The sequence below is a fragment of the Embleya sp. NPDC008237 genome (assembly GCF_042956465.1).
GTDB lineage: Bacteria > Actinomycetota > Actinomycetes > Streptomycetales > Streptomycetaceae > Embleya.
The window spans coordinates 207,770-231,986 of the sequence record NZ_JBIBGL010000003.1; the positions used below are offsets into that span (position 1 = coordinate 207,770).

Annotated in this window: 21 protein-coding genes and 1 pseudogene; 3 read left to right on the forward strand and 19 right to left on the reverse strand. The window is 71.2% G+C overall.

The window, feature by feature from the left end:
* Positions 1-2 precede the first annotated feature (2 nt).
* Positions 3-500 (forward strand): Cys-tRNA(Pro) deacylase, encoded by a 498-nt coding sequence (gene ybaK / locus ACFZBU_RS07895; protein WP_391582619.1) that lies wholly within the window; start codon positions 3-5, stop codon positions 498-500.
* Between the two features lie 185 nt (positions 501-685).
* Here the strand turns inward: ybaK and ACFZBU_RS07900 are convergent, their stop codons facing one another.
* The 4 genes from ACFZBU_RS07900 to ACFZBU_RS07915 all read right to left on the reverse strand — a co-directional run bounded on the left by ACFZBU_RS07900 (position 686) and on the right by ACFZBU_RS07915 (position 4,132).
* Positions 686-1,378, reverse strand: coding sequence for a hypothetical protein (locus tag ACFZBU_RS07900; protein WP_391582620.1), 693 nt, complete (start codon positions 1,376-1,378; stop codon positions 686-688).
* 174 nt (positions 1,379-1,552) lie between these two features.
* Positions 1,553-2,356 carry an ABC transporter permease gene (locus tag ACFZBU_RS07905; RefSeq protein WP_391582621.1) on the reverse strand — a complete coding sequence of 268 codons (804 nt, stop codon included), beginning with the start codon at positions 2,354-2,356 and terminating at the stop codon, positions 1,553-1,555.
* Positions 2,357-2,369: 13 nt separating this feature from the next.
* On the reverse strand, positions 2,370-3,320 hold the full coding sequence (locus ACFZBU_RS07910; protein WP_391583066.1) for an ABC transporter ATP-binding protein: 951 nt from the start codon (positions 3,318-3,320) through the stop codon (positions 2,370-2,372).
* A 173-nt stretch (positions 3,321-3,493) separates the two neighbouring features.
* Positions 3,494-4,132, reverse strand: a complete 639-nt coding sequence (locus ACFZBU_RS07915; protein ID WP_391582622.1) for a hypothetical protein — start codon at positions 4,130-4,132, stop codon at positions 3,494-3,496.
* Between the two features lie 159 nt (positions 4,133-4,291).
* Between ACFZBU_RS07915 and ACFZBU_RS07920 the strand changes: the two genes are divergently transcribed.
* On the forward strand, positions 4,292-5,536 hold the full coding sequence (locus ACFZBU_RS07920; protein WP_391583067.1) for a mechanosensitive ion channel family protein: 1,245 nt from the start codon (positions 4,292-4,294) through the stop codon (positions 5,534-5,536).
* On the opposite strand, the gene ACFZBU_RS07925 is transcribed toward ACFZBU_RS07920, so the two are convergent.
* From ACFZBU_RS07925 to ACFZBU_RS07945, 5 genes and pseudogenes are all read right to left on the reverse strand, one after another.
* Positions 5,440-6,039, reverse strand: a complete 600-nt coding sequence (locus tag ACFZBU_RS07925; protein WP_391582623.1) for a dienelactone hydrolase family protein — start codon at positions 6,037-6,039, stop codon at positions 5,440-5,442. The two genes, ACFZBU_RS07920 and ACFZBU_RS07925, sit on opposite strands and share 97 nt — an antisense overlap.
* Positions 6,040-6,131: 92 nt before the next feature.
* The gene (locus tag ACFZBU_RS07930) at positions 6,132-7,721 is read right to left on the reverse strand and encodes a Na+/H+ antiporter (protein WP_391582624.1); all 1,590 of its coding nucleotides are present in this window, start codon (positions 7,719-7,721) and stop codon (positions 6,132-6,134) included.
* Positions 7,722-7,805: 84 nt separating this feature from the next.
* On the reverse strand, positions 7,806-8,750 hold the full coding sequence (locus tag ACFZBU_RS07935; protein ID WP_391582625.1) for an RluA family pseudouridine synthase: 945 nt from the start codon (positions 8,748-8,750) through the stop codon (positions 7,806-7,808).
* A gap of 227 nt (positions 8,751-8,977) precedes the next feature.
* Positions 8,978-9,583: pseudogene (lspA, locus tag ACFZBU_RS07940) on the reverse strand (signal peptidase II); the annotation flags it as partial.
* Positions 9,584-9,626: 43 nt separating this feature from the next.
* Positions 9,627-10,076: a TraR/DksA family transcriptional regulator gene (locus tag ACFZBU_RS07945; RefSeq protein WP_391582626.1), complete on the reverse strand. Its 450-nt coding sequence runs from the start codon at positions 10,074-10,076 to the stop codon at positions 9,627-9,629.
* Between the two features lie 644 nt (positions 10,077-10,720).
* On the opposite strand from ACFZBU_RS07945, the gene ileS reads away from it, so the two are divergent.
* Positions 10,721-13,870: an isoleucine--tRNA ligase gene (ileS, locus tag ACFZBU_RS07950; protein ID WP_391582627.1), complete on the forward strand. Its 3,150-nt coding sequence runs from the start codon at positions 10,721-10,723 to the stop codon at positions 13,868-13,870.
* A 157-nt stretch (positions 13,871-14,027) separates the two neighbouring features.
* On the opposite strand, the gene ACFZBU_RS07955 is transcribed toward ileS, so the two are convergent.
* The 10 genes from ACFZBU_RS07955 to murD all read right to left on the reverse strand — a co-directional run bounded on the left by ACFZBU_RS07955 (position 14,028) and on the right by murD (position 24,212).
* Positions 14,028-15,290 carry a DivIVA domain-containing protein gene (locus tag ACFZBU_RS07955; RefSeq protein WP_391582628.1) on the reverse strand — a complete coding sequence of 421 codons (1,263 nt, stop codon included), beginning with the start codon at positions 15,288-15,290 and terminating at the stop codon, positions 14,028-14,030.
* A gap of 45 nt (positions 15,291-15,335) precedes the next feature.
* Positions 15,336-15,620 carry a YggT family protein gene (locus ACFZBU_RS07960; protein WP_020552920.1) on the reverse strand — a complete coding sequence of 95 codons (285 nt, stop codon included), beginning with the start codon at positions 15,618-15,620 and terminating at the stop codon, positions 15,336-15,338.
* A 65-nt stretch (positions 15,621-15,685) separates the two neighbouring features.
* Positions 15,686-16,330, reverse strand: coding sequence for a cell division protein SepF (locus tag ACFZBU_RS07965; RefSeq protein WP_026218733.1), 645 nt, complete (start codon positions 16,328-16,330; stop codon positions 15,686-15,688).
* A 73-nt stretch (positions 16,331-16,403) separates the two neighbouring features.
* On the reverse strand, positions 16,404-17,129 hold the full coding sequence (locus ACFZBU_RS07970; RefSeq protein WP_391582629.1) for a YggS family pyridoxal phosphate-dependent enzyme: 726 nt from the start codon (positions 17,127-17,129) through the stop codon (positions 16,404-16,406).
* Between the two features lie 43 nt (positions 17,130-17,172).
* The gene (pgeF, locus tag ACFZBU_RS07975) at positions 17,173-17,904 is read right to left on the reverse strand and encodes a peptidoglycan editing factor PgeF (protein ID WP_391582630.1); all 732 of its coding nucleotides are present in this window, start codon (positions 17,902-17,904) and stop codon (positions 17,173-17,175) included.
* A 65-nt stretch (positions 17,905-17,969) separates the two neighbouring features.
* Positions 17,970-19,145, reverse strand: a complete 1,176-nt coding sequence (gene ftsZ, locus ACFZBU_RS07980; protein WP_391582631.1) for a cell division protein FtsZ — start codon at positions 19,143-19,145, stop codon at positions 17,970-17,972.
* 290 nt (positions 19,146-19,435) lie between these two features.
* Positions 19,436-20,260 (reverse strand): cell division protein FtsQ/DivIB, encoded by an 825-nt coding sequence (locus ACFZBU_RS07985; RefSeq protein WP_391582632.1) that lies wholly within the window; start codon positions 20,258-20,260, stop codon positions 19,436-19,438.
* Positions 20,261-20,281: 21 nt separating this feature from the next.
* On the reverse strand, positions 20,282-21,376 hold the full coding sequence (gene murG / locus ACFZBU_RS07990; RefSeq protein WP_391583068.1) for an undecaprenyldiphospho-muramoylpentapeptide beta-N-acetylglucosaminyltransferase: 1,095 nt from the start codon (positions 21,374-21,376) through the stop codon (positions 20,282-20,284).
* A 5-nt stretch (positions 21,377-21,381) separates the two neighbouring features.
* Entirely contained in the window at positions 21,382-22,701 is a 1,320-nt protein-coding gene (ftsW, locus tag ACFZBU_RS07995; RefSeq protein ID WP_391582633.1) for a putative lipid II flippase FtsW, read from the reverse strand.
* 11 nt (positions 22,702-22,712) lie between these two features.
* On the reverse strand, positions 22,713-24,212 hold the full coding sequence (murD, locus tag ACFZBU_RS08000; RefSeq protein ID WP_391582634.1) for a UDP-N-acetylmuramoyl-L-alanine--D-glutamate ligase: 1,500 nt from the start codon (positions 24,210-24,212) through the stop codon (positions 22,713-22,715).
* Between the last annotated feature and the right edge of the window lie 5 nt (positions 24,213-24,217).

The window sequence follows — 24,217 nt, forward strand, 5'->3', positions numbered from 1 at the left end:
AGATGGCGAAGAGCAGGGCCAAGGGTGGGCAGGGCACGCCGGCGACGGTCGCACTGACCCGCGCGGGGATCACGTACACGGTGCACGCGTACACCCACGACCCGGACGCGGCGTCCTACGGCGAGGAGGCCGTCGCGGTGCTCGGTGTCCCGGCCGAGCGGGTGTTCAAGACGCTGCTGGCGGACGTGGACGGCACGCTGACGGTCGCGGTGGTCCCGGTGGCGGGTCGACTCGACCTGAAGGCCCTCGCGGCGTCGGTCGGCGGCAAGCGCGCGGCAATGGCCGACCCCGCGGCGGCCGAACGGGCCACCGGCTACGTACTGGGCGGAATCAGCCCCCTGGGCCAAAAGCGCCGGCACCCCACGGTCGTCGACGAATCCGCCCGCACCCACCCGACGATCTACATCTCCGCCGGCCGCCGCGGCCTCGAAATCGAACTCGCCCCCACCGACCTGATCCACCAAACCCAAGCCACCACAGCACCCCTCAGCCGAACCTGACCCCCACCCAGCCGAAACCCTCGGCCCGTGCGGCGCTTGAGGCCACTCGGCCCGTGCGGCGCCCGAGCACACCCAGCCCCGCCGGCGCTTGAGGCGAACCCAGCCCGACCGACACCCGAGGTCAGCCGAAACCCTTCAACCCGGCCGGCGCTTGAGGCCAACCCAGCCCCGCCCAACCGAGTGCGTCACCCCTCCTCCCGCCCCCGCTTCGTCAAATCGACCGGCGGCGAAGCCGGTTGCTGCTGCGCCCACGGCAACTCTTGCCCCGGCTGCCACCCATACGGCCCCGCCGTCGACTCCTTGTCCGCCGGAGCGAACCCCGCGGACAGACCGAGGAAGATCACCATCGACGCGATCGGCCACAACAACAGCACGCCCTTGGCCTTGAGCTCGAGCGGCTGGTCGAACCGCTTGCCCAGCCCGATCCGCTTCACCTGCTCCATGATCCCGTCCGGGCCCAACCGCACGCCGATCTTGAACGCCAGGTACGACCCGGCCAGCCCGCCGACCGTCAGCGCGAGCGCCGTCGCCACGCCCTGGCGGCGAAAGCGCCAGAACGCCGGAGGCGCGAGCACGATGCCCGCAACCACACCACATACCGCGAACCAGCCGTCCAGCGCGATCGAGGTCTCGGTCTCGGGCGAGGTCTGGAAGACCCCCTCCTTCGTCGCGAGCAGCGGTACGCGCGGCGTCACCTGCTCCCAGACCACGCCCACGATCGCGCCCACGACCAGGCACGCCGCAACCACGATGGCGAAGGCCACCACGTCGGTGCGGTAGCGCTGCCACAGCGTGGGAGGCGCGTCGGGCCCGGGCGCGAAGCCCACATGCGCGCCCTCGGGCGACGGGTAGGGGTCGAAATCCCCGGCAGACGTCATCTGGTCAGCGTCCCATGTGCGAATCGAGCCGGCGGCGTGACCCCGCGCGGCGGTGTGTCCGGTGGTCGAGGCAAGACTTCCGGTCGTCCACGCAAGACATCCGGTAGTCGAGGCAAGGCAGGGGTCCGAAGCAAGGCAGCGGTCCGAGGCAAAGGCGCGACACAAGCCGTGCGACTACGCCCGGGTGCTGCGCCGGAAGGACCACGTGGCCAGCGAGAGCATCACCACGCCGACCCCCGCGCAGACCGCGAGGTTGCCCCCCACCGCCGCCCAGTCGGGGTCGCCGTAGCTTGCGATGAACGCGTCCACCCCGTACGAGGACGGCAGCAGGTCGCGGGCGAGCACGATCACCTCGGGCATCCGGTCCTCGGGCAGCACGCCGAGCAACAGGGCGGCCGACATGCCCAGTTGCCCCAGCAGGGTGGCCAGTTCGGGGCGCGGCGCGAGCAGGCCGAAGACCGCGCCGATGCCCGCCAGGGCCGCGCCGGACAGCGGCACGACCAGGAGCAGCACCCACAGGTTGGCCAGCGGCAGCTGGAACATCAGCGCGCCGATCACGGCCGTGGCGACCGTGCCGGGCAGGGTGAAGGACGCGTACGCGGCGGCCATGCCCAGCACCACCGCGGCCGGGCGGACCGGCAACGTCAGGTAGTAGTCGAGCGCGTTCGCCGCCCGCAGGTTGCCGAAGTGCTGGGCGAGCAGGTTGAGCGCGACGAAGGCGACCACGAGCACGCTGGACCCGGCCACCACCGCCTCGCGCGCGCTGTCGCTGCCGGTGTCCACCACGCCGCGCATCAGGATCATGATCCCGACCGACTGGAACACCGCGACGAACAGCAGCGGGACCCGGGAGACCCGCACCCGGGAGAGTTGCGCGCGGTACACGGTCAGCAGCCCGGCGCCCAGCGATGTGGCCGGCGCGGGTACCACCGCCTCGACCGGGCGCGCCGGCGCGGACTCGATGCTCACTGCACTCACTGGGTCGACACCCTCATCCCTTGACCAGTCCCTGGTGGCGCCCGCCGAGCGCGAGGTAGACGTCCTCCAGGCTCGGCGTGGACAGCGTGAAGTCGTCGAGCGCCTCGAACGCGGGCCCGGAGGTGACGCCGGCGAGCAGTTCGCGGGCCACTCCCGGTTCCATCCGGGTGCTCCAGCGCCGGCCGGTGCGCACCGCGGTCTGCGCGAGCATGCTCACCGCCGGGTCGTCCATCGGCGGGTCGGCCCGCCAGACCAGGTCCAGCCGGACCTCGTCACCGACCATGGCCTTGAGTCCGCCGGGCGTGTCGCATGCGATCACCCGGCCCTCGTCGAGCACGGCGACCCGGTCCAGCACGGTCTCCGCCTCGATCACGTTGTGCGTCACCAGGAGCACGGTGGCGCCCTGCTCGGCCCGCCGGCGATCCACCGCGGCCCACACCGCGCGGCGCGCGACCGGGTCCATGCCGGTGGTCGGCTCGTCCAGGACCAGCACCGGGCGGGCGCCGACCAGTGCGGTGGCCACGCAGGCGAGCCGGCGCTGGCCGCCGGAGAGCTTCTTGAGCGGTCGGTCCGCGATCGCGCCCAGTTCGAGTTCGTCGAGCACCGCGTCCCGCTCGGCCCGGGCCCGGGCCGCGTCCAGCGCGCGCAGCCGGGCGGTGGTCTCGATCGCCAGCGCGACGGTCAACTCGTCCAGTGCGCCGGATTCCTGACCGAGGTAGGCGACCAGGCGGGCGGCGATCTCGGGCCGGCGCACCAGGTCGTGGCCGAGCAGGTCGATCGTGCCGGTGTCCGGCCGGAGCAGGCCGGTGAGTTGGCGAACCAGGGTGGACTTGCCCGCGCCGTTGGGGCCGAGCAGGCCGAAGATCTCGCCTCGGCGCACGTCCAGGTCGATCGCGTCGTTCGCGGTCACCACGTGCCGATCCCGCCGACGCCCGGTGCGATACGTCCTGGTCAGTCCGCGCACCGTGAAGCACGGATCGGCCGCCGTGGGCTCGCCGGGGATGGTCACGCTCCGCTCGTCCGTTCCGGGCAGCTTGTACATCCGACCCCGCGCGTCGTCCTGAAGGTGGTGGAGATGGCGTTCGACCCGCGCCTCGCGCCAAGTGGCCGAGTGGGGTGACACACGACGGGACGACTCTACGCGGTCGCGTCGCCCGGCCGGCCGCCCGCCTCCTCGGCGAGCAGGACCCGGGCCCGCTGCCATTGCTCGCGCGGGATCACCGCACGCCAGTCGATCGCCGCGAACGCGGCCTCGCGCTCCGGGTCCAACCGCCGGGTGGCCCGGGCGGCGGCCACCTTGAGCAGGGCGAGCGGCCGGGTCGGCAGGCCCACCCGGGCACTCTCCCGCTTGAGGTTGGGCCACCACACGGTCGCCGCGTCGGTCAACTCGTTCTCCGCCGCGCCCAGTCGGTGGAACGCGGCGAGCCGGCCGATCGCGCGCGCGATCACCCACTGCACCAGTGCGGCGAGGCCGAAGAGCACGAGCAGCACGACGCCCGCCGGTGGGAACAGCAGGAGCAGCGGCACGCCCGTCACGAGCAGCAGGTACTTGAGCAGGAAGACGAACTCCAACCGGCCCAGCACCACCTTGCCCACCAGATAGCGGATCAGCAGGGCGGCCTGGCGTGGGGTCAACCGGGTGTCCAGGTCCGGGTCGAAGGCGGTCGCGCCCTGGTTGGCGGAACGTTCCGCCGCCGCCCGGGACGCGCTGCGGAACCGCTGTCCGCGGCGCAGCGCGCCGAATCCGGCCTTGCCGATCCTGGTCCACTTGGACATCGCGCGTCCTCCGTACCGTCCGCTGCCTGACCCGCACGTTAGCGCCCCGTGCGGGCTGCGGTGCGCGGCCGGCGCGGACCGGACGCGTGGGTGGGCTCGTCCTGCTCGGGTACGGTACGGGTTTGACCACAAGCCCCCTAGGAGGCTCTCGACGTGGACGTGTGGCACATACTTCGCCCGTTGATCGTGCTCGTCTCGGTGATCGTCTTCACGGGTCTGGTGACCTGGGGAATGGCTCGCCTGGCCCGCGAAGTACAGACCCGCAAGCCGCTGACAGGACCCCTCTGGTCGATGATGCGGCGCGGACGCGCCTCGATCGTGGCCACTCTCGGCGCATCGGTTCTGTTGCTCGCCGAACCGGCCGCCGGCCTGCCCGAACGCAGCCGCGGGATGATCCGGCACATCCTGGTGCTCGCGGTGATCGCCGCCTGCGCGTGGCTGATAGTGCACGCGGTCACCCTGCTGGTGAACACCTCCTTCGAGCGTTACGCGGCGAACGCGACGGACACCGGCCGGGTGCGCCGGATCCAGACCCAGATCGCGCTGATCCGCCGGACCGCGGTGGCCATCGTCGGAATCATCACCTTCGCCGCGATGATCATGACCTTCCCGGGCATGAAGACCATCGGCACCAGCCTGTTGGCCTCCGCCGGTCTGCTCGGCGTGGTGGCCGGTCTGGCCGCGCAGAGCGCGCTGGCCAACCTGTTCGCGGGCCTGCAGATCGCGTTCAGCGACATGGTCCGGATCGGCGACTCGGTCGTGGTCAACGAGGAGATGGGCACGATCGAGGAGATCACCCTGACCTACCTGGTGGTCAACACGTGGGACCAGCGCCGGATCGTGATGCCGGTCTCCTACTTCACCTCCAGGCCGTTCGAGAACTGGTCGCGCACCGACACCCGGATGACCGGGACCGTCTTCCTGCACCTGGACCACTCGGCGCCGGTCGGCGAGCTGCGCGACGAACTGCACCGCATCCTCAAGGACACCGGCCTGTGGGACGGCCAGGGCTGGAGCCTGTACGTCACCGACACCACCCCGACCACGATCCTGGTCCGGGCGGTGGTGACCGCGCGCGACTCCGACGACCTGTGGACGCTGCGCTGCGAGGTGCGCGAGAAGCTGCTCGACTACCTGCGCTGCGAACACCCGTACGCCCTGCCCCGGATCGCCACCGCGCCCGCGCCGCTGGGCAACGAGGCGGTGGGTCCGTACAGCGGCAACGGGCGCTTCGCCAAGGCGCGCCCGGCTCCACAGGTGCCCGCGCAGACCGGTCCGCGCAGGTACGTGGACCTGGCCAAGAAGCCTCAGTCGTTGGCCTCCGCGGCGGCCGCGGCCGAGTCGATCTCGCTGAGGAAGTCCGAGGCGATCGCCCAGGCCCGCGAGGCGGCCTCGCGGTCGTAGTCCGGCAGGTCCGGGTCGGTGAACAGGTGACCGGCGCCGTGGTAGCGGTGGATCTCCACGTCCGCCCCGGCCCGGCGCATCCCCAGGTACCACGTGCCGAGCCAGTCCTCGGTCTCGAACGGGTCCGGCTCGGCCACGTGCAACTGCACCGGCACCTCGATCGCGGCGTCCTCGCGCAGGTCGGAGGTGCCGTGGAACATCAGCAGCCCGGCCGCGGCGGGGTCCGCGAACGCGGCGTTCTGGGCGATCGAGGCGCCGAGCGAGAAGCCCGCGTAGACCAGGCCCGGGCCGAGCCCGGCGGCGACCTTCACGGCGCGCCGGATCAGCTCGTCCGCGCCGATCTCGTCCTTGATCTCCATGCCCTCCTCGATCGACTCGGTGCCGCGCCCGTCGTACAGGTCGGGCACGGTCACCTCGTGCCCGTCCGCGCGCAGCCGCTTTGCCGCGGCGTGAACGGCGGGGCGCAGCCCGTAGGCCGAGTGGAAGAGCACGATGCGGGCCACGTGGGAGTCCTTCCGAGGACGGGGTGCAACAGGGGTTCGGACGGCCGAAGGATCGGACAAAGGGTCAACGGTACCGTCCGCCGCGGCCCGGTTCAGCGCATGCTGCGCAGGTCCAGACGGCGCAGGACCCGGTCGGCGGCGGCCGGGTCCACGCCGCGCCGCCCCCGGGCCGCGATCACCTCGCGGCGCGCGGCGGCGGTCATCTCCGCCTCGATCTCGTGCAGCAGCTTGATCCGCCGGGAGCGCTCGACGACCGTGTCGGCCAACTCCTCGGGCGTGCCCTCCGGCTTCAGCTCGGCGAGCAGCGCCTTCTGTCGGGCCCGCAGCCGCTGCACCATCTCGTCCGGGAGGTCGCGCTCCTCTTCCAGCTCGCGCAGCCGGCGCAGCGCCGCCTTGGTCGCGGTGGCCGCGATCCGGCGCTCCTCGCGGCTCTCCACGTCGTCCGCCTCGGAGACCCCGAGCCGGCGCACCAGCCAGGGGAGGCTGACCCCCTGGAGCAGCAGGGTCACCACGATCACGCAGAACGCGATCGCGATCAGCCGCTGCCGCTCGGGAAACGCCTCGTCGGCGTCGGTGGTCAGCGGCAGCGCCAGGGCGAGGGCGATGGTCACCACGCCGCGCATCCCGGCCCACCACACCACGACGGTCTCGCGCGGGTCCGGGGTCTGCGTCTCGCCGGCGGTCGGCAGCCGGTTGTGCAATCGGCGGGCCAGCGCCGCGACCGGGAACAACCACAGGCCGCGGACCACGATCAGTACCAGGACCACGGCGCCGGCCTCCCAGAACAGCCGGACCCGGTCGCCGTGCAGGTCGTGGAAGATCTCCCACATCTCCAGGCCGATCACCCCGAACGCGACGCCGGTGACCACCAGGTCCACGACCTCCCAGAACGAGCGCCCGGTGAGCCGGCCGACCACGTTGTCCGCGTCCTCGGCGACCGAGCCCAGGTAGAAGGCGGTGGTCAGCACCGCGAGCACGCCGGAGCCGTGCAGTTCGTCGGCGACCACGTAGGCCAGGAAGGGCACCAGCAGGGTGAGCAGGGTCTGCAGGGTGGGCTCGTCCAACCGGCCGAGCAGCAGCCGACCGGCCAGGCCGACCGCGAAGCCGATCCCGACCCCGACCACGGCGGACAGCGCGAACATGCCCACCGCCCGGGCCGGCGAGAACGTCCCGCTGACCGCGGCCGCGACCGCGACCTGGTAGAGCACGAGCGAGGTGACGTCGTTGAAGAGTCCCTCGCCCTCCAGGATCGACACCAGTCGCCGGGGCAGCCGCAGCGTCCCGGCCACCGCCGTGGCCGCGACCGGGTCCGGCGGCGCGACCAGCGCGCCCAGCGCGACCGCGACCGCGAGCGGCAGTCCGGGCACCATCGCGTTCGCCACCGCCGCCACCGCGGCCGTGGTGACCAGCACGAGCGCGACCGCGAGCAGCAGGATCGGCCGGGCGTTGGCGGCGAACTCGCGCCAGCTCGAACGTTGCGCCGCCGCGTACAGCAGCGGGGGCAGCAGCAACGGCAGCAGCAGGTCGGGGTCGATCCGCAGGGTCGGCACGAACGGCAGCCACCCGAGCAGTACGCCGTACAGCGTCAGCAGCACCGGAAACGGCAGCCGCAACCGGCTCGCCAGCGGCACGACCAGGACCGTGCCGAACATCAACAGGAACAGCAGCGTGAGCTGACCCACTCCGCCCCCAGACCGATCGACCGCGATTCGATCTTGGAGCGTTCCCCGAATCGCCGCCGAATCACCGATCGGCGGACATCGGTGTCACCTGTCGGTGACCCGCTCCAGGGTGGCCGTCAGGTCGGCCGGGTAGCCGCTCTCGTACTGCACCCACGTGCCGTCGCCGGGGTGCTCGAAGGCCAGGCTCACCGCGTGCAGCCACTGCCGCTCCAGGCCCAGCCGCTTGGACAGCGTCGGGTCCGCGCCGTAGGTCAGGTCGCCCACGCACGGGTGCCGCAGGGCCGCCATGTGCACTCGGATCTGGTGGGTGCGCCCGGTCTCCAGCTTGATCGACAGCAGGCTCGCGGCGCGGAACGCCTCGATCGTGTCGTAGTGCGTGACGCTGGGCTTGCCGCCCATCACCACGGCCCACTTGTAGTCGTGGGTGGGGTGCCGGTCGATCGGTGCGTCGATGGTGCCGGTGTGCGGGTCCGGGTGGCCCTGGACCAGCGCGTGGTAGCGCTTGTCCACGGTGCGGTCCCGGAACTGCTGCTTGAGCAGCGTGTAGGCGCGCTCGGACTTGGCCACCACCATCAGCCCGGAGGTGCCCACGTCCAGGCGGTGCACGACGCCCTGGCGCTCGGCCGCGCCGGAGGTGGAGATGCGGTAGCCGGCCGCCGCGAGGCCGCCGACCACGGTGGTGCCGGTCCAGCCCGGGCTGGGGTGCGCGGCGACGCCGACCGGCTTGTCGATCACCACGATGTGGTCGTCGTCGTGCACGATCCGCATGCCGGGCACGGGTTCGGCGACGAGTTGCACGGGCCTGGGCGCCCCCGGCATCTCGACCTCGATCCAGGCCCCGCCGTTCACGCGGTCGGACTTCCCGGCCGCGCGACCGTCGAGCTGCACCTTCCCGGCGGCGGCCAGCTCGGCCGCCTTGGTGCGCGAGAAGCCGAACATCCGCGAGAGCGCGGCATCGACCCGCTCGCCTTCGAGGCCATCGGGAACGGGAAGAGTACGGATTTCGGGCGAGCCGGGATTGACAGTCACGAGATACGAGTATGCCCGGCATCCGGGCCGGACTCGACGGCGTGGTCTTCGGCGGCCCGCTCCGCGGCCGGCGCGGGCTCGGTCCGGACCGGCTCGACCACGGCCTTGGTGGCACCGGCCGGCGCGGGCGAGGAGGCCCGGTTGTCCACCTTGGCGTCGTCGGCCGAGGTCTCGCCGGCCGGGTCCGCCTCGGCCACCGTCTCGTCCTCGGTCGTCTCGTCCCCGTCGTCGCCCTCGCGGGTGCCGTCCGGCTGCAGGCCCAGGAAGGACAGCAGCACGATCAGACACCCACCGATCACGATGGCCGAGTCGGCCAGGTTGAAGATCGCGAAGTGCTTGGGCGCGATGAAGTCCACTACGTGGCCCTCGAACACGCTGGGCGCCCGGAAGATCCGGTCGGTGAGGTTGCCGAACGCGCCGCCGAGCAGCAGGCCGAGCGCGATCGCCCAGGGCAGGCTGTTCAGCTTGCGCGCGAGCCGCAGGATCACCACGACCACGGCGCCGGCGATCACGGTCAGCACGATGGTCAGTCCCTGACCCATGCCGAACGCGGCGCCCGCGTTGCGGGTGGCCCGGAACTGGAGCCAGTCGCCGAGGATGTCGATCGGCGCGTGGTACTCGAGTCTGGCCACCACGATCAGCTTGCTGATCAGGTCCAGGGCGTAGGCGAAGGCCGCAACGCCGAGCAGGACGGCGATGTATCGACGGGTGCGCGAACCGGCGGGCGCGGTCGGCTCCTCGCCGCCCGCCCCGCTCTCGGTCGCCTCGGTGTCCGGCTCCCCAGCGGGGGCCTGCGACTCCGCCTCGTCCCGTCGTTCCGCTCCGGTGCCGATGGCTCGCTCCAGTCCTTCGACGCGCCGCCGGCCGCCTCGACGGTTACCGGCGTTCCTCGCGCTGTTTGCAGGTCACACACAGGGTCGCACGCGGGAACGCCTGCAGGCGCGCCTTGCCGATGGCCGAACCACACGACTCGCAGGCCCCGTACGTGCCGTCGGCGAGACGACGCAGCGCCTTCTCCGACTGGAGCAGCATGCCACGCGCGTTGTTGGTCAGGGACATCTCGTGCTCGCGCTCGAAGTTCTTGGTCCCCGTGTCCGCCTGATCGTCGCCCGCGCCCTCCCCCGAATCGCGCAGCAGATCGGCGATGCCGTTCTCGGAGACGGCGATCTCGGCCCGCAATTCGTGCGCGGTCTCGATCAGCCCCTCCCGCACCTCGCGCAATTCCGCGTCGTCCCACGGATCCTCACCGGGCCGGACGATGTAGACCGCCGGCGCATGGAAGCCGTCGGGCGGTGTGGCCAGCGTCGTGGCGGTCGCGGCAGTCACGTGTGCAGGTGCCTTCACGGTGCGTCCCGTTCCTCCCCGTACCGAGGCTCGCGGCGTCGTCGTCGCGGTCGCACGTCGCGTCCGCCCGCCACTGGCCTTCTCTGTATCCGTCATGGTCACGGCCCCCTTGTTTCGCTTAGGGATGGGTCGCCCCGGACAACCGGACGCGCCGTCCCGTCACTGATTGCGCCGGGGCGGCGACGTAAATCGGTTGTGCCCAGACGCAACCACGCTTATCCCTCTTCTACGTGTCCCGTTCGTTACCGGTTCCCGAGCGGATCGTTATGCACTTGGTGGCGGATCGACTCGGCGGCGCACGGACCCGTTCGGGTCGTACAATCCGCAGAGCGAGACGGTGTCGATGGGGACGAGTAGCGACGCACGCAGCCATCAGCGATCCGGGGACGGTGTGAGCCCGGAGGTGTGCGCGCCGTGAAGATCACCCCGGAGCTGCCGGAGGAAAGGTCGATGCGATCCCGGATCGACCCGTAGAACCGGCCCTCGCACATACGAGTGGGTTGTGCCCGCCCCGGCACGGTTGCCGTACCGGGCGGCGCGGCCAAGAAGGGTGGTACCGCGGGGCCGGCACACGGCGGTCTCGTCCCTTCGGTAGGCACGCATCACAGCCCGCGGAAGGAAGCCACATGTACCGCCCGGTACCGGCGCAGGTCGACCTGCCCGCCATGGAGCACGAGGTCCTCGCGTTCTGGCGGGACAACGACATCTTCGAGCGCTCCCTCGAACGCAATGCCGACGGCCCGCGCTGGGTCTTCTACGAGGGCCCACCGACCGCCAACGGCATGCCGGGCGCGCACCACATCGAAGCCCGCGTGTTCAAGGACGTGTTCCCGCGCTACCGCACCATGCGCGGGTACAACGTGCCGCGCAAGGCCGGGTGGGACTGCCACGGCCTGCCGGTCGAACTGGCCGTCGAGAAGCAGCTCGGCTTCGCCGGCAAGTCGGACATCGAGCGGTACGGGATCGCCGAGTTCAACGCGAAGTGCCGCGAGTCGGTGATGACCCACGTGGGCGCCTTCGAGGACCTGACCACCCGGATGGGCTACTGGGTCGACCTGTCCAAGGCGTACCGGACGATGGATCCCGAGTACGTCGAGTCGGTGTGGTGGTCGCTCAAGCAGATCTTCGACAAGGGGCTGCTGACCCAGGATTACCGGGTCGCGCCGTGGTGTCCGCGCTGCGGCACCGGGCTGTCCGACCACGAACTCGCCCAGGGCTACGAGACGGTCGTCGACCCCTCGGTCTACGTGCGCTTCCCACTCACCTCCGGGCCGCTGGCCGGGCAGGCCGCGTTGCTGGTGTGGACCACCACGCCGTGGACGCTGGTCTCCAACACCGCCGCCGCGGTGCACCCGGACGTGACCTACGTGGTGGCCACCGACGGCGAGGAGCGCCTGGTGGTCGCCGAGCCGCTGGTGGGCAAGGCACTCGGCGAGGGCTGGGTGGCCACCGGCGAGCGGTTCACCGGCCGGGAGATGGAACGCTGGGCCTACCGGCGCCCGTTCGACCTGCTGCCGCTGGAGGACGCGAACTTCGTCGTGCTCGCGGACTACGTCACCACCGAGGACGGCTCGGGTGTCGTGCACCAGGCGCCCGCCTTCGGTGAGGACGACCTCAAGACCTGTCGGGCGTACGGCCTGCCGGTGGTCAATCCGGTCCGCCCGGACGGCACCTTCGAGCCGGAGCTGCCGCTGGTGGGCGGGCAGTTCTTCAAGAAGGCCGACGAGGCGCTGGTCGCGGACCTGCGCGAGCGCGGGCTGCTGTTCCGGCATCTGGAGTACGAGCACAGCTATCCGCACTGCTGGCGCTGCCACACCGCGCTGCTCTACTACGCGCAGCCGTCCTGGTACATCCGCACCACCGCGGTCAAGGACGCGCTGCTGCGCGAGAACGAGCGGACCAACTGGCACCCGGAGACGGTCAAGTGGGGCCGCTACGGCGACTGGCTGAACAACAACATCGACTGGGCGCTGTCCCGGAACCGCTACTGGGGCACGCCGCTGCCGATCTGGCGCTGCGACGAGAATCACCTCACCTGCGTCGGCTCGCTGGGCGAATTGTCCGAACTGACCGGACGCGACCTGTCCGGGCTGGACCCGCACCGGCCGTTCATCGACGAGGTGGTCTTCGACTGCCCGGCCAAGGCCGGCGACGGCACGGCGTGCGGCGGACGGGCCACCCGGGTGCCCGAGGTGATCGACGCCTGGTACGACTCGGGTTCGATGCCGTTCGCCCAGTTCGGCTACCCGTACCGCAACCGCGAGCTGTTCGAGCAGTCCTATCCGGCGCAGTTCATCTCCGAGGCGATCGACCAGACCCGCGGCTGGTTCTACACGCTGATGGCGGTCGGCACGCTGGTCTTCGACAAGTCGTCCTACGAGAACGTGGTGTGCCTGGGGCACATCCTGGCCGAGGACGGCCGGAAGATGTCCAAGCATCTGGGCAACACCCTGGAGCCCATCCCGCTGATGGACCGGCACGGCGCGGACGCGGTGCGCTGGTTCATGGCCGCGGGCGGCTCGCCCTGGTCGGCCCGCCGGGTCGGGCACGGCACCATCCAGGAGGTGGTCCGCAAGACCCTGCTGACCTACTGGAACACGGTCAGCTTCCAGGCCCTGTATGCGCGCACCGGCGGCTGGACGCCGAGCGCGAGCGACCCGGCCCCGGCCGAGCGCCCGCTGCTCGACCGGTGGTTGTTGTCCGAGCTGAACACCCTCGTGGGCGACGTGGACGCGGCCCTGGAGGCCTACGACACGCAACGCGCGGGCAAGGCGCTCACCGCGTTCGTGGACGACCTGTCGAACTGGTACGTGCGCCGGTCCCGGCGGCGGTTCTGGAACGCGGAGCCGGCCGCCCTGGCCACGCTGCACGAGGCGCTGGAGACGGTCACCCGGTTGATGGCGCCGCTGGTGCCGTTCATCACCGAGCGGGTCTGGCAGGACGTGGTCCGCCCGGTCACCGCCGACGCGCCCGAGTCGGTGCACATGGCCGCGTGGCCGACGGCGGATCCGGCGCTGGTGCACCCGGAGTTGGGCCGGCAGATGACGCTGGTGCGGCGCCTGGTGGAGTTGGGCCGGGCCACCCGCGCCGACTCCGGGGTCAAGACCCGGCAGCCGCTGGGCCGTGCGCTGATCGGCGCGGCGGGCTGGGACGAGCTGTCCGGGGAACTGCGCGAGCAGATCGCCGAGGAGCTCAACGTGGTCTCCGTCGCGGCGCTGTCCGAGGCGGGCGGCGACCTGGTCGAGTACAGCGCGAAGGGCAACTTCCGGGCGCTGGGCAAGCGGTTCGCCAAGCGCACCCCGATCGTGGCCGCGGCGATCGCCGCCGCCGACGCGTCGGCGCTGTCCGCCGCGCTGCGCGAGTCGGGCACCGCGGTGGTCGTGGTCGAGGGCGAGGAGGTCGAGGTGGCGGCCGAGGAGGTCATCGTCACCGAGACCCCGCGCGAGGGCTGGACGGTGGCCGGCCAGGACGGCGCCACCGTCGCGCTCGACCTGACCATCACACCCGAACTGCGGCTCGCGGGCCTGGCCCGCGACGTGGTCCGGCTGATCCAGGAGGCGCGCAAGAACAGCGGCCTGGAGGTGTCCGACCGGATCCTGGTGTGGTGGGCCGCGGACGAGTCGGAGGAGACCACGTCGGCGCTGCTCGCGCACGGCGTGCAGGTCGCCGACGAGGTGTTGGCCACGCAGTTCACCCAGGGCGCGCCGGAGGACGAGGAGTTGTTCGAGCACGGCGACCCGGCGCTCGGCCTGCGGTTCTGGCTGCGCAAGGTGTGAGTCGGCGGGCGGGACGGTCTCGGCCGTCCCGCCCGAGTCCCCCGACTTGCCCGATTCGCCAAGAATCACCCCGAATTGCCCGGAAACCCGAGAAGCGCCCGTCCCCCCGAAGGGGGCGGGCGCTTCTCGGATGTGCCGACCGACGCTCAGTGGCCGGTCAGTTGTCGGGGTCCTCGTCGATCAGGAACCCGCGCATCGGCGAGGGCTGCTGCATCTGCTGCGGCTGCGGCGCCTGCGGACGCACCGGCGACATCTGCTGCGTCATCGCCGGGCTCATCTGCTGCCCGATCGACGGCGTCATCGCGGGCGACATCGACGACGGCTGCGACATCGACTGCGACATCGGTACCGGCGCGGACGACATGGCCGGCGGCAACGAGGCCGTGGCCGGCGTACGCGGCGGTGCGAGCGAGTCGTCGGCCTGCGACTCCAGCTGGCGCAGCTGGCTCTCCAGGTACGACTTCAGGCGCGTGCGGTACTCCCGCTCGAACGCACGCAGGTCGTCGACCTTGCGCTCGAGCGTGGCGCGGGCACTTTCGAGCGAGCCCATCGCAACGCGGTGCTTCTCCTGCGCGTCCCGCTCGAGGGCGTCCGCCTTGGAGCGCGCGTCGCGCTCCATGCCCTCGGCGCGGGTGCGCGCCTCGCCCACTATCTTGTTCGCCTCGGAGCGGGCCTCGGCGATCGCCTGGTCCGCCGTCTGCTGCGCCAGCGCGAGCACCCGAGCGGCGCTGTCGCCACCGGGGTTGCCCATCTGCTGCTGCGGTCCGCCCGGACCGAGCTGCGGCGGGCCGCCCTGCAACTGGTGCTGCTGAAGCTGTTGTTGGTGCTGCGGCGGGCCCTGGAGCTGGTGCTGACCGCTCATGCCGGGGTTGCCCATCCCGGGGCCGCCCTGCATCTGGTGCTGACCGCCCTGCAGCTGGTGCTGCTGCTGACCGGGCAGCTGGTGCTGACCGCTCATGCCGGGGCCACCCTGCAGCTGGTGCTGCGGCGGGCCCTGGAGCTGGTGCTGACCGCTCATGCCCGGACCAAGCTGCTGCGGTCCCCCCATGGGGTGCTGCTGCGGTCCACCGGGACCGAGCTGCTGCGGGCCGCCCTGCATCTGGTGCTGGCCGCCCTGCATCCCCTGCGGCCCACCCATCTGGGGCGGCGGAGGAACCGGGGTCGGCCCGGATATGGCTGCCGGGACGGGTGCGTCGGGGCGTTCGCGCTCCTTGCGCTGCTGAGCCTGCTGCTGACTCTGCGCGGCGGCACGGGTCGCCGCCGCGAGTTTCGCTCGCAGGTCCTCGTTTTCCCGGAGAAGTCGGGTCAGTTCGCCCTCGACCTCATCGAGGAACGCATCGACCTCGTCCTCGTCATAGCCCTCACGGAGACGGACGGTCGTGAACTGCTTGTTACGCACGTCTTCGGGGGTCAACGGCATCTCTTCACCTCAGCGTGATCGTCGGCATCGGACAGACGGTACCGCTTACAGCCTGCCCACGACGGAGATCAGGATGTAGACGATGATCATCAGTACGAAGAAGGACAGGTCGAGTGCTACACCCCCGAGGCGCAGCGGAGGAATGAACCTGCGCAGCAACTTCAACGGTGGATCGGTGATGGAGTACGTGGCCTCCAGCAATACCACCATGGCCCCGCGCGGCTCGTACGACCGCGCGAACTGGAACACGTAGTCCATCACCAAGCGGAAGAACAACACGATCAAAAAGCAGTAGAGCACGATGCGGATGATCTCCAGCGCGATGCTCATTTACCTGCCCCCTCGTGTGCCGTCCCTCTGGTCAGGACCGCACCTAGCCTCAGTTTTCGCACACCTCAGCTCTGATTGAAGAACCCGCCCTCTGCGATGCGGGCCTTGTCCTCGGCTGTCACATCGACGTTAGCAGGCGACAGGAGGAAGACTTTTTGGGTGACCCGCTCGATGCTGCCGTGCAGGCCGAACACGAGACCCGCGGCGAAGTCCACCAGGCGCTTGGCGTCGGTGTCCTCCATTTCCGTCAGGTTCATGATCACGGGCGTGCTCTCGCGAAAGTGCTCGCCGATCGTGCGGGCTTCGTTGTAGGTACGCGGGTGCAGCGTCGTGATGCGGTAGGGCTCACGTTCGCTGACGACTTTGTGTACGGTCACCGGTGTGCTGCTCTCGGGACGGCGTTCGGGCATGGCGGACACTGTTGCGCGGTGTTCTTCAAGGCGGCCTTCGTCGCGAAGGGCCCCCGCTTCGCGAAGGGCAGTAGCTCCACGAACGAGATCCTCGCGACGTTCCCGCGATTCCCCACGCGGCTCGCGTACTTCACGTGGCTCCTCACGACGCTCGTCCCGCCGCTCCTCGCGACGATCGGTGCGCTCGACCCGGTCGCGGCCGTCCTGGCCGATGTCGTCCTCATCGTAATCGTCATACTCGTAGACATCGTCCTCCACGAGGCCGAGGTAGACCGCCATCTTGCGCATTGCGCCGGCCATGTTCCGCTTCCTCCGGTCTCACGGTGGATCGGCTGAGGTCACCGTGGGTCGTGCGATCCACTTCACGGCGACGCTACCGGAGGGAAGGCCGGACTCCGAGCACCGCAGTACCGATGCGTACATGTGTCGCCCCGGCCTCGATGGCCGCTTCGAGGTCGTTGCTCATCCCCGCGGAAACCATGTTTGCAGTCGGATGGGCTTCGCGTAGGCGGGTTGCGATTTCTCGCAACCCGGCGAACGCCCGAGCGGGTTCGACGCCGAGCGGGGCCACCGCCATCACACCGCCGAGGATCAGGTTCGGCGCACCGGCCACCACGTCGGCGAGTTCGGCCAGGTCGGCCGCGGACACCCCGCCGCGAGCCGGGTCTTCGTCCAGGCTGACCTGCAACAGCGCGGTGATCGTGCGTTGTTGCCGCTCGGCCGCGGCGGACAACGAACGGGCGAGCCTGACCCGGTCGAGCGAATGCACCACATCGGCGTAACCCGCCACCGATTTGGCCTTGTTGGTCTGCAGTTGGCCGACGTAGTGCCAGGTGAGGTCGAGGTCCTCGGTGGCCCTCGCCTTGGGCGCGGCCTCCTGGTCGCGGTTCTCGCCGACGTCGCGGACACCGAGTCCGGCGAGCAGTCGCACGTCGCTCGCCGGGTGCGTCTTGGTCACCACCACGAGGGTGACGTCCGCGCGCGGGCGGCCGGCGCTCGCGCACGCGGCGGCGATCCGGCCCTCGACGGCGGCCAGGTTGGCGGCGAGTTCGGCACCTCGACGGGCACCATCTGCGGTCGGCTGAGCGTGCGTTTCCATCCGTCCATCGTCGCCGACGGGGACCGGACACGCCCGAGCGGGGTCAGCCCTCGGCGAGCCACACGTAGCCGGCGATCCGACCCGTGCTCCGGTCCCGGCGATAGGAGAAATGGTCGCTCGACTCGCGCGTGCAGATGTGCGATTTCTCACCCGACGCAACCCCCTGCGCGGCGAGTTGCGCCCACACGCCGGCCGGGATATCGAGCCCTGGAGTGCCCTCGCGGGTGCGTGCGCGGGCCGCCGGGACAACTGCGGACACTTCCTCGCACATCGCCTCGGGAACCTCGTAGCAGGCGCCACAGACGGCCGGCCCGGTCCGGGCCACGATCCGGGCCGGATCGGCGCCGAGCTCGCACATCGCCCGCACGGCGGCCGGCACGACCCCCGCGGCCAGGCCCGGGCGGCCCGCGTGCGCGGCGGCCACCACGCCGGCCTGCGGATCGGCGAGCAGGACCGGAGTGCAGTCGGCGACCAGAACCGCGAGCGCCAGCCCCGCGGTCGCGGTGACCAGGGCATCGGTGGCGGGCAACGGCTCGGCGGACGCGGCGTCGACGACGGTGACCGTGTTGCCGTGCACCTGGTTCATCCACACCACCCGTTCGGGTGACAGGCCCAGCGCCCGGGCGGTGCGTGCGCGGTTCGCGGCGACCACGCGCGGGTCGTCGCCCACGTGGTCGCCGAGGTTCAACTCGTCATACGGCGCGGCGCCCGTGCCGCCCCACCGGTCGGTGAAGGCGAAACGGGCGCCGCCGGAAGCGGCCCTTCGCGTGAACACGTCGGACCCACCCCTTGTGTCGATTTTCTGCGTTGTCGTGCCGTTCGCGGATATTGCCGCGAATGCTACGACTTCATGAACGGCGGGATGTCGAGATCCAGGTCGTCCTTGATCGGCTCCGGCACCAACGGCGCGCGCGGGCTCGGAGTGGTCGGCGCCGGGTACGTGGTCGGCTGCGGAGTGGGCTCGTGCAGCACACCGGGACCCTGGTTCTGGGTCGGCCGCCCCACCGGCTCCGGCCGCGAGGCCGCGGTCGTGGTCGCGGGCTTGCCCAACTCGCTCTTGGACGGCGGCTGGCCGCCGTCGAAGCCGGCCGCGATCACGGTGACCCGCACCTCGTCGCCGAGCGCGTCGTCGATGACCGCGCCGAAGATGATGTTCGCCTCGGGGTGCGCGGCCTCGCTGACCAGCTGCGCGGCCTCGTTGATCTCGAACAGGCCGAGGTCGGAGCCGCCGGAGATGGAGAGCAGCACGCCGCGGGCGCCGTCGATGGACGCCTCCAGCAGCGGGCTGGAGATGGCCATCTCGGCCGCCGCCACCGCCCGGTCGTCGCCGCGCGCCGAACCGATGCCCATCAGCGCCGAACCGGCCTCGGACATCACCGACTTGACGTCGGCGAAGTCCAGGTTGATCAGGCCGGGGGTGGTGATCAGATCGGTGATGCCCTGCACACCGGACAGCAGCACCTGGTCGGCCGAGCGGAACGCGTCCAGGACGCTGACCTGCCGGTCGGAGATGGAGAGCAGTCGGTCGTTGGGGATGACGATCAGGGTGTCGACCTCGTCGCGCAGCTGCGCGATGCCGTCCTCGGCCTGGTTCGCGCGGCGCCGTCCCTCGAAGGTGAACGGGCGCGTGACCACGCCGATGGTGAGCGCGCCGAGCGAGCGGGCGATGTTGGCCACCACGGGGGCGCCACCGGTACCGGTGCCGCCGCCCTCGCCCGCCGTGACGAAGACCATGTCGGCCCCCTTGAGGACCTCCTCGATCTCCTCGCGGTGGTCTTCGGCGGCCTTGCGGCCGACGTCGGGGTTCGCGCCGGCGCCGAGGCCGCGGGTCAATTCCCGGCCGACGTCGAGCTTGACGTCGGCATCGCTCATGAGGAGGGCTTGGGCGTCGGTGTTGATCGCGATGAACTCGACGCCCTTGAGACCGACCTCGATCATCCGGTTGATGGCGTTGACACCGCCACCGCCGATACCGACCACCTTGATGACTGCGAGGTAGTTCTGGGGTGCTGCCACGTCGAAGGCCTCTCGCCTCGAGTTCCGGTCGGCGTGCCGTGGTTCCGGCATGCCGACATTTGCCGACTTGGGGAGGTCGGGACGCGATTTCCGCGAGCCACCAAAACCCTCACCCTCAGGTATAGAGTTACACCGATTCGCATCGAACGCCGCCGATGCGAACGGTGCGGATTACTGCTTTGTCAACCTGGGGCTAGGCCGACACTAGGTCCCCATCGGACACGGTTCAACGAACACGCCGAACCTGTCCCTATTGTTTTATCGCAGTGGCGGGGTGCTTCCGCTCCCTGTCACGGCGTGGTCGGGGTCGAAACCGCCGCGGCGGGTGCGACCGGTGGTAACGACTGGGCGGGCGCCGGCGGCGCGACCGAGGGGAACGGCTGGGTTCGGGTCACCGGCGCGTCGGGCGCGCTGACGTCGTAGAACTTCGCCGGTCGCGGCAACAGCGCCGCGAGCACGAGTGCCTTGCGGTCGGACGCCTCCGCCCCACCCCACAACACGGTCTCGCCCTTGTCGAGCACGAGCACGATGTCGTCGCGCGTTCGTGCGGTGATGTCCCGTACACGTTGGGCGACCGGCGGTGGCAATGCCGCTACCACCTGAACCACCCCCCGTAGCGTTTCCCGACTCACCGTGTCGGCGTCGGCCTTGACGACCGGCACGCCCGCCGGTGCGGCGTCCACCGTACCGAACCGTACGCCGTCCTTGTCGATCTCCGCGTAGCGGCCCGCGTCCGGCACGACCAGCGCGGTCACCCGTTCGCGCACCGAGATCCGCACGGTGTGCGGCCAATCCCGCTCGACCCGGACCGAGGCCACGCGCGGGATCGCGGCCACTCGGGCCCGGATCGCGTCGAGGTCGATCCCGGCCAACGGCTCACCGACGGGCACCGCCGCGACCCGGGCGACCTGATCCCGGGGCAGCGTGCCCGACCCGCCGACGGCCACCGTTCGGGTGTCCAGGAGCGGCGAGTGGTAGACGATCCCCCATCCGGTCACCGCGAGCAGCACGAGGAGCACCAGGACCAGGAGCGGGCGCAGGTTGGTCCAGCGTCGCCGCGGACCGCGCCCGGCCTTCGCCGGACGTCCCGGCGCGCGCTCCTTCGTCTTGGGCAAGAACGCTCCCTGGGCCTGCGCCTATTGGGGCAACCGCGCGGCGGCGATCGCCTCGTGGACCATCCGGACCAGTTCCTCGTCGGCGTCGCGCCGACCGAACTCGGCCGCCGCCTTGCCCATGTCGTGCAGCTTGCGTGCGTCGGTGAGCACCGGCAACACGGACGAGCGGATCCAGTCCGGGGTCAGGTCGGCGTCGTCGACCAGCAGGCCGCCACCCGCCTTGACCACGGGCTGCGCGTTCAGCCGTTGCTCGCCGTTGCCGATCGGCAGCGGGACGTAGGCCGCGGGCAGGCCGACCGCGGCCAACTCGGCGCAGGTCATCGCGCCCGCCCGGCACAGCACCATGTCGGCCGCCGCGTAGGCCAGGTCCATCCGGTCGAGGTAGGGCACCACGACGTAGGCCGGGCCGCCGGGCGGCGAGCTGATCGTGAGTTCGTTGTTGGGCCCGGCCGCGTGCAACACCTGGACACCCTCGGCGAGCAGCTGCTGGGCGGTGGCGGCGAGGGTCTCGTTCAGCCGCCGGGCACCCTGCGAGCCGCCGAACACCAGCAGGGTGGGCCGCATCGGGTCCAGGCCGAACATCGCGCGGGCCTCGTCGCGCAGCGCGTTGCGGTCCAGGGTGGCGATCGCCCGGCGCAGCGGGATGCCGATGTAGCGCGCCCCGCGCAGCTTGCTGTCCGGCGTGCTCACCGCGACGAATCGGGTGTAGCGGGCGCCGATCTTGTTGGCCAGGCCCGGCCGGGCGTTGGCCTCGTGCACCACCGTGGGCACACCCTGGCGCTTGGCCGCGAGGTAGCCCGGCAGCGCGACGTAGCCGCCGAAGCCGACCAGGCAGGACGCGTTGGTGCGCTCCAGCACGGCCGCGGCCTCGCGGATGGTGCCGCGCAGTCGCCCGGGGACGGTCATCAGTTCGGGCGTGGGCTTGCGCGGCAACGGCACGGCCGGGATCAACGCGAGTTCGTAGCCGCGAGCGGGAACGAGCTTGGTCTCCAGGCCCTTGGCCGTGCCGAGCGCCGTGATGCCCACATCGGGGTTCTGGCGGCGCAGCGCGTCCGCCAATGCCAGAGCGGGCTCGATGTGCCCGGCGGTTCCTCCGCCGGCAAGGACGACATGCACCTGATTCACCCATCCCTGCGCGGCAGGATCCGCGCGAACGCTCGACGAACCGCCCCGGGCCCGCGTGCGGCGAGCGCCGCCTCGGCCTTTGGTTCACCTCGGGCGAAGGACAACAGCATGCCCACGGCGAACATGGTCGGAAGCAGGGCGGAACCTCCGTAGGACACCAATGGCAACGGCACTCCGGCGATCGGCAGCAGGCCGAGCACCGCCCCGACGTTGATCATGACCTGGGCCATGATCCACGCGGTCGCGCCACCCGCGGCGAGCCGTACGAACTGGTCTTTCGTGCGACTCGCGACGCGGATACCTGCATAGCCTAGGGCCGCGAAGAGGGTGAGTACGGACAGCGTCCCCACGAGACCCAATTCCTCGCCGATGACGGCGAAGATGAAGTCTGTATGCGCCTCGGGCAAAGTGCCCCATTTGCCATAGCTCGTCCCGATTCCGCTGCCGAACCAGCCACCGGTGGCGAGCGAGTAGATGCCCTGGGCGGCCTGGAGCGTGCTGCCGTTGGGGTCGGAGAACGGGTCGAGGAATCCGGCGAACCGGGCGGCCCGGTGCGGCTTGAGCACGATCAGCACGGTGGCCAGCACGGAGACCACGGCGATCGCCATGGCGAACAGCCGGCCCGGCGCACCGGCGATCCACAACAGGGCGAGCACCAGCACGGTGATGATCATCGCGGTGCCCATGTCGCCGCCGAGCAGCACCAAGAACAGGATCACCAGCGCACCGGGCAGCAGCGGGACGAACATGTGCCGCCATCGGCCGAGCAGCCGGCGCTTGCGGGTGAGCACGTCGGCCCCCCACAACACCAGGCCCAGCTTGGCGAACTCGGAGGGCTGGATCTGGAACGAGCCGAAACCGATCCAGTTCCGGTTGCCGTTCACCTCGATGCCCAGCCCGGGCACCAGGACCAGGCACAGCGCACCGACACAGCCGATCAGGAACGGGTAGGCCAGCCGGCGATACCAGCGCAGCGGCAGACGTGACGCGATCCACATCAGCGGGAAGCCCATCGCGACCGCGATCAGCTGCTTGGTGAAGATCTCGTCGAAGGAGCCGTAGATCGTCCGGGAGGTGATCTGCGACGCGGACAGCACCATCACCAGGCCCAGCACGGTGAGCAGCAGACCCGAGCCGAGCAGCAGGTAGTAGGCGGTGAGCGGACTGTCCAGCGCACGGCGCAGTTCGCGGCGCGCCGATCCGGCCGGACGCGACGCGCCGGGCCGCGGTTTGGGCAACCGCGAACCGCCCCACGGCCGCCGCTTGTCGGCGGTGGGCGTGGGGCGTGCCTCGCGAGTCTGCGGACCGGCGGCCATCGCTCGCCCGGTCAGCCGGCCGCTGTGTCGAGTCCGCGGACCGCGTCGGCGAAGGCGTCGCCGCGCTTTCCGTAGTTGGCGTACATGTCCATCGACGCGCACGCGGGCGCGAGCAGCACGGTGTCCCCGGGCCGCGCCAGCGCCGCCGCCTCGCCCACGACCAGTTCCATGGCCCCAGTGTCGGTCGCGGCCACCTCGACCACGGGGACATCGGGGGCGTGTCGCGCGAGCGCGTCCCTGATCACCGCGCGGTCGGCGCCCATCAGCACCACTGCGCGCAGCCGGTTCTTCGCGCCGGAGACCAGGTCGTCGAACGAGGCGCCCTTGGCCAGGCCGCCCGCGATCCACACGATGTCGCGGTAGGCGGCCAGCGAGGCCGCCGCGGCATGCCCGTTGGTGGCCTTGGAGTCGTCCACGTAGTCGACGCCGGCCACGGTGGCCACGTGCGCGATCCGGTGCGCGTCCGGTCGGAACGCGCGCAGCCCGTTGCGCACCGCCACCGGCGGCACGCCGTAGGCCCGGGCCAGGGCGGCGGCGGCCAGCGCGTTCGCCACGTTGTGCGGCGCCGGCGGGTTCACATCGCCCACCGTGGCGAGTTCGGCCGCCGTGCTGTGCCGGTCGGGCACGAACGCCCGGTCGGCGAGCAGGTCGTCGACCACGCCGAAGTTCGACAGCCCCGGCGGGCCGAGTCCGAAGCCGACCGCGCGGCAACCCTCCTCGACCTCGGCCTCGTGCACGAGCTGCTCGGTCTGCGGGTCGGCCAGGTTGTACACGCAGGCGATCTGGCAACCGCCGTAGATCCGGCCCTTGTCCGCCGCGTACGCCTCCGGCGAGCCGTGCCAGTCCAGGTGGTCCGGCGCGATGTTGAGCACCGCCGCGGCCAGCATCCGCGGCGCGCCGGCGTCGTCCTTGGGGCTTTCCTCCCAGGTCGGCAGCCAGTGCAGTTGGAAGCTGGACAACTCCAACGCGAGCACGTCGTAGGCGGGTTCGCCGTCCCCGTCGCGGGCGAGCACCGCGTCCACCACGGGGGTGCCCACGTTGCCGGCCGCCGCGACCCGCTTGCCGGACGCCTCCAGGATCGAGGCGAGCATGCGCACGGTCGTGGTCTTGCCGTTGGTGCCGGTGATCGCCAGCCACGGCGCGGGGTTCTCCCGCGGACGCAGCCGCCACGCCAGCTCCACGTCACCCCACACCGGCACGCCGGCCGCACGCGCGGCGGCGAACAGCGGCTTGGTGGGCCGGAGTCCGGGTGAGGCGATCAGCACGTCCACCCGCGCCGGCAGGTTCTCGTCGTCGCCCAGGCGCACGTCGATGCCCAGGGCGCGCAACTCCTCGGCGCGCCGCCGGGCGTTGTCGTCGTCGGAGCCGTCGATGGCCACGACGCGTGCGCCCAGGCCGTGCAGCGCCCGGGCCGCGGACGCGCCGGTGACCCCGGTGCCCGCGACACAGAACGACAACTCGGCCCACGGCGCACCGTGATGGGTGAAGGTGCTCAGGTCTTTCGTACTCACGTCTC

What these genes read in the sequence shown, in the direction of transcription:
- ACFZBU_RS07960 (WP_020552920.1), bottom strand. Translation starts at nt 15,620, where the DNA reads ATGAGCATCGCGCTGGAGATCATCCGCATCGTGCTCTACTGCTTTTTG.
- ACFZBU_RS07900 (WP_391582620.1), bottom strand. Translation starts at nt 1,378, where the DNA reads ATGACGTCTGCCGGGGATTTCGACCCCTACCCGTCGCCCGAGGGCGCG.
- ACFZBU_RS07965 (WP_026218733.1), bottom strand. Translation starts at nt 16,330, where the DNA reads ATGGCCGGCGCAATGCGCAAGATGGCGGTCTACCTCGGCCTCGTGGAG.
- ftsW (WP_391582633.1), bottom strand. Translation starts at nt 22,701, where the DNA reads ATGGCCGCCGGTCCGCAGACTCGCGAGGCACGCCCCACGCCCACCGCC.
- ACFZBU_RS07955 (WP_391582628.1), bottom strand. Translation starts at nt 15,290, where the DNA reads ATGCCGTTGACCCCCGAAGACGTGCGTAACAAGCAGTTCACGACCGTC.
- ACFZBU_RS07915 (WP_391582622.1), bottom strand. Translation starts at nt 4,132, where the DNA reads ATGTCCAAGTGGACCAGGATCGGCAAGGCCGGATTCGGCGCGCTGCGC.
- ybaK (WP_391582619.1), top strand. Translation starts at nt 3, where the DNA reads ATGGCGAAGAGCAGGGCCAAGGGTGGGCAGGGCACGCCGGCGACGGTC.
- ileS (WP_391582627.1), top strand. Translation starts at nt 10,721, where the DNA reads ATGTACCGCCCGGTACCGGCGCAGGTCGACCTGCCCGCCATGGAGCAC.
- ACFZBU_RS07970 (WP_391582629.1), bottom strand. Translation starts at nt 17,129, where the DNA reads ATGGAAACGCACGCTCAGCCGACCGCAGATGGTGCCCGTCGAGGTGCC.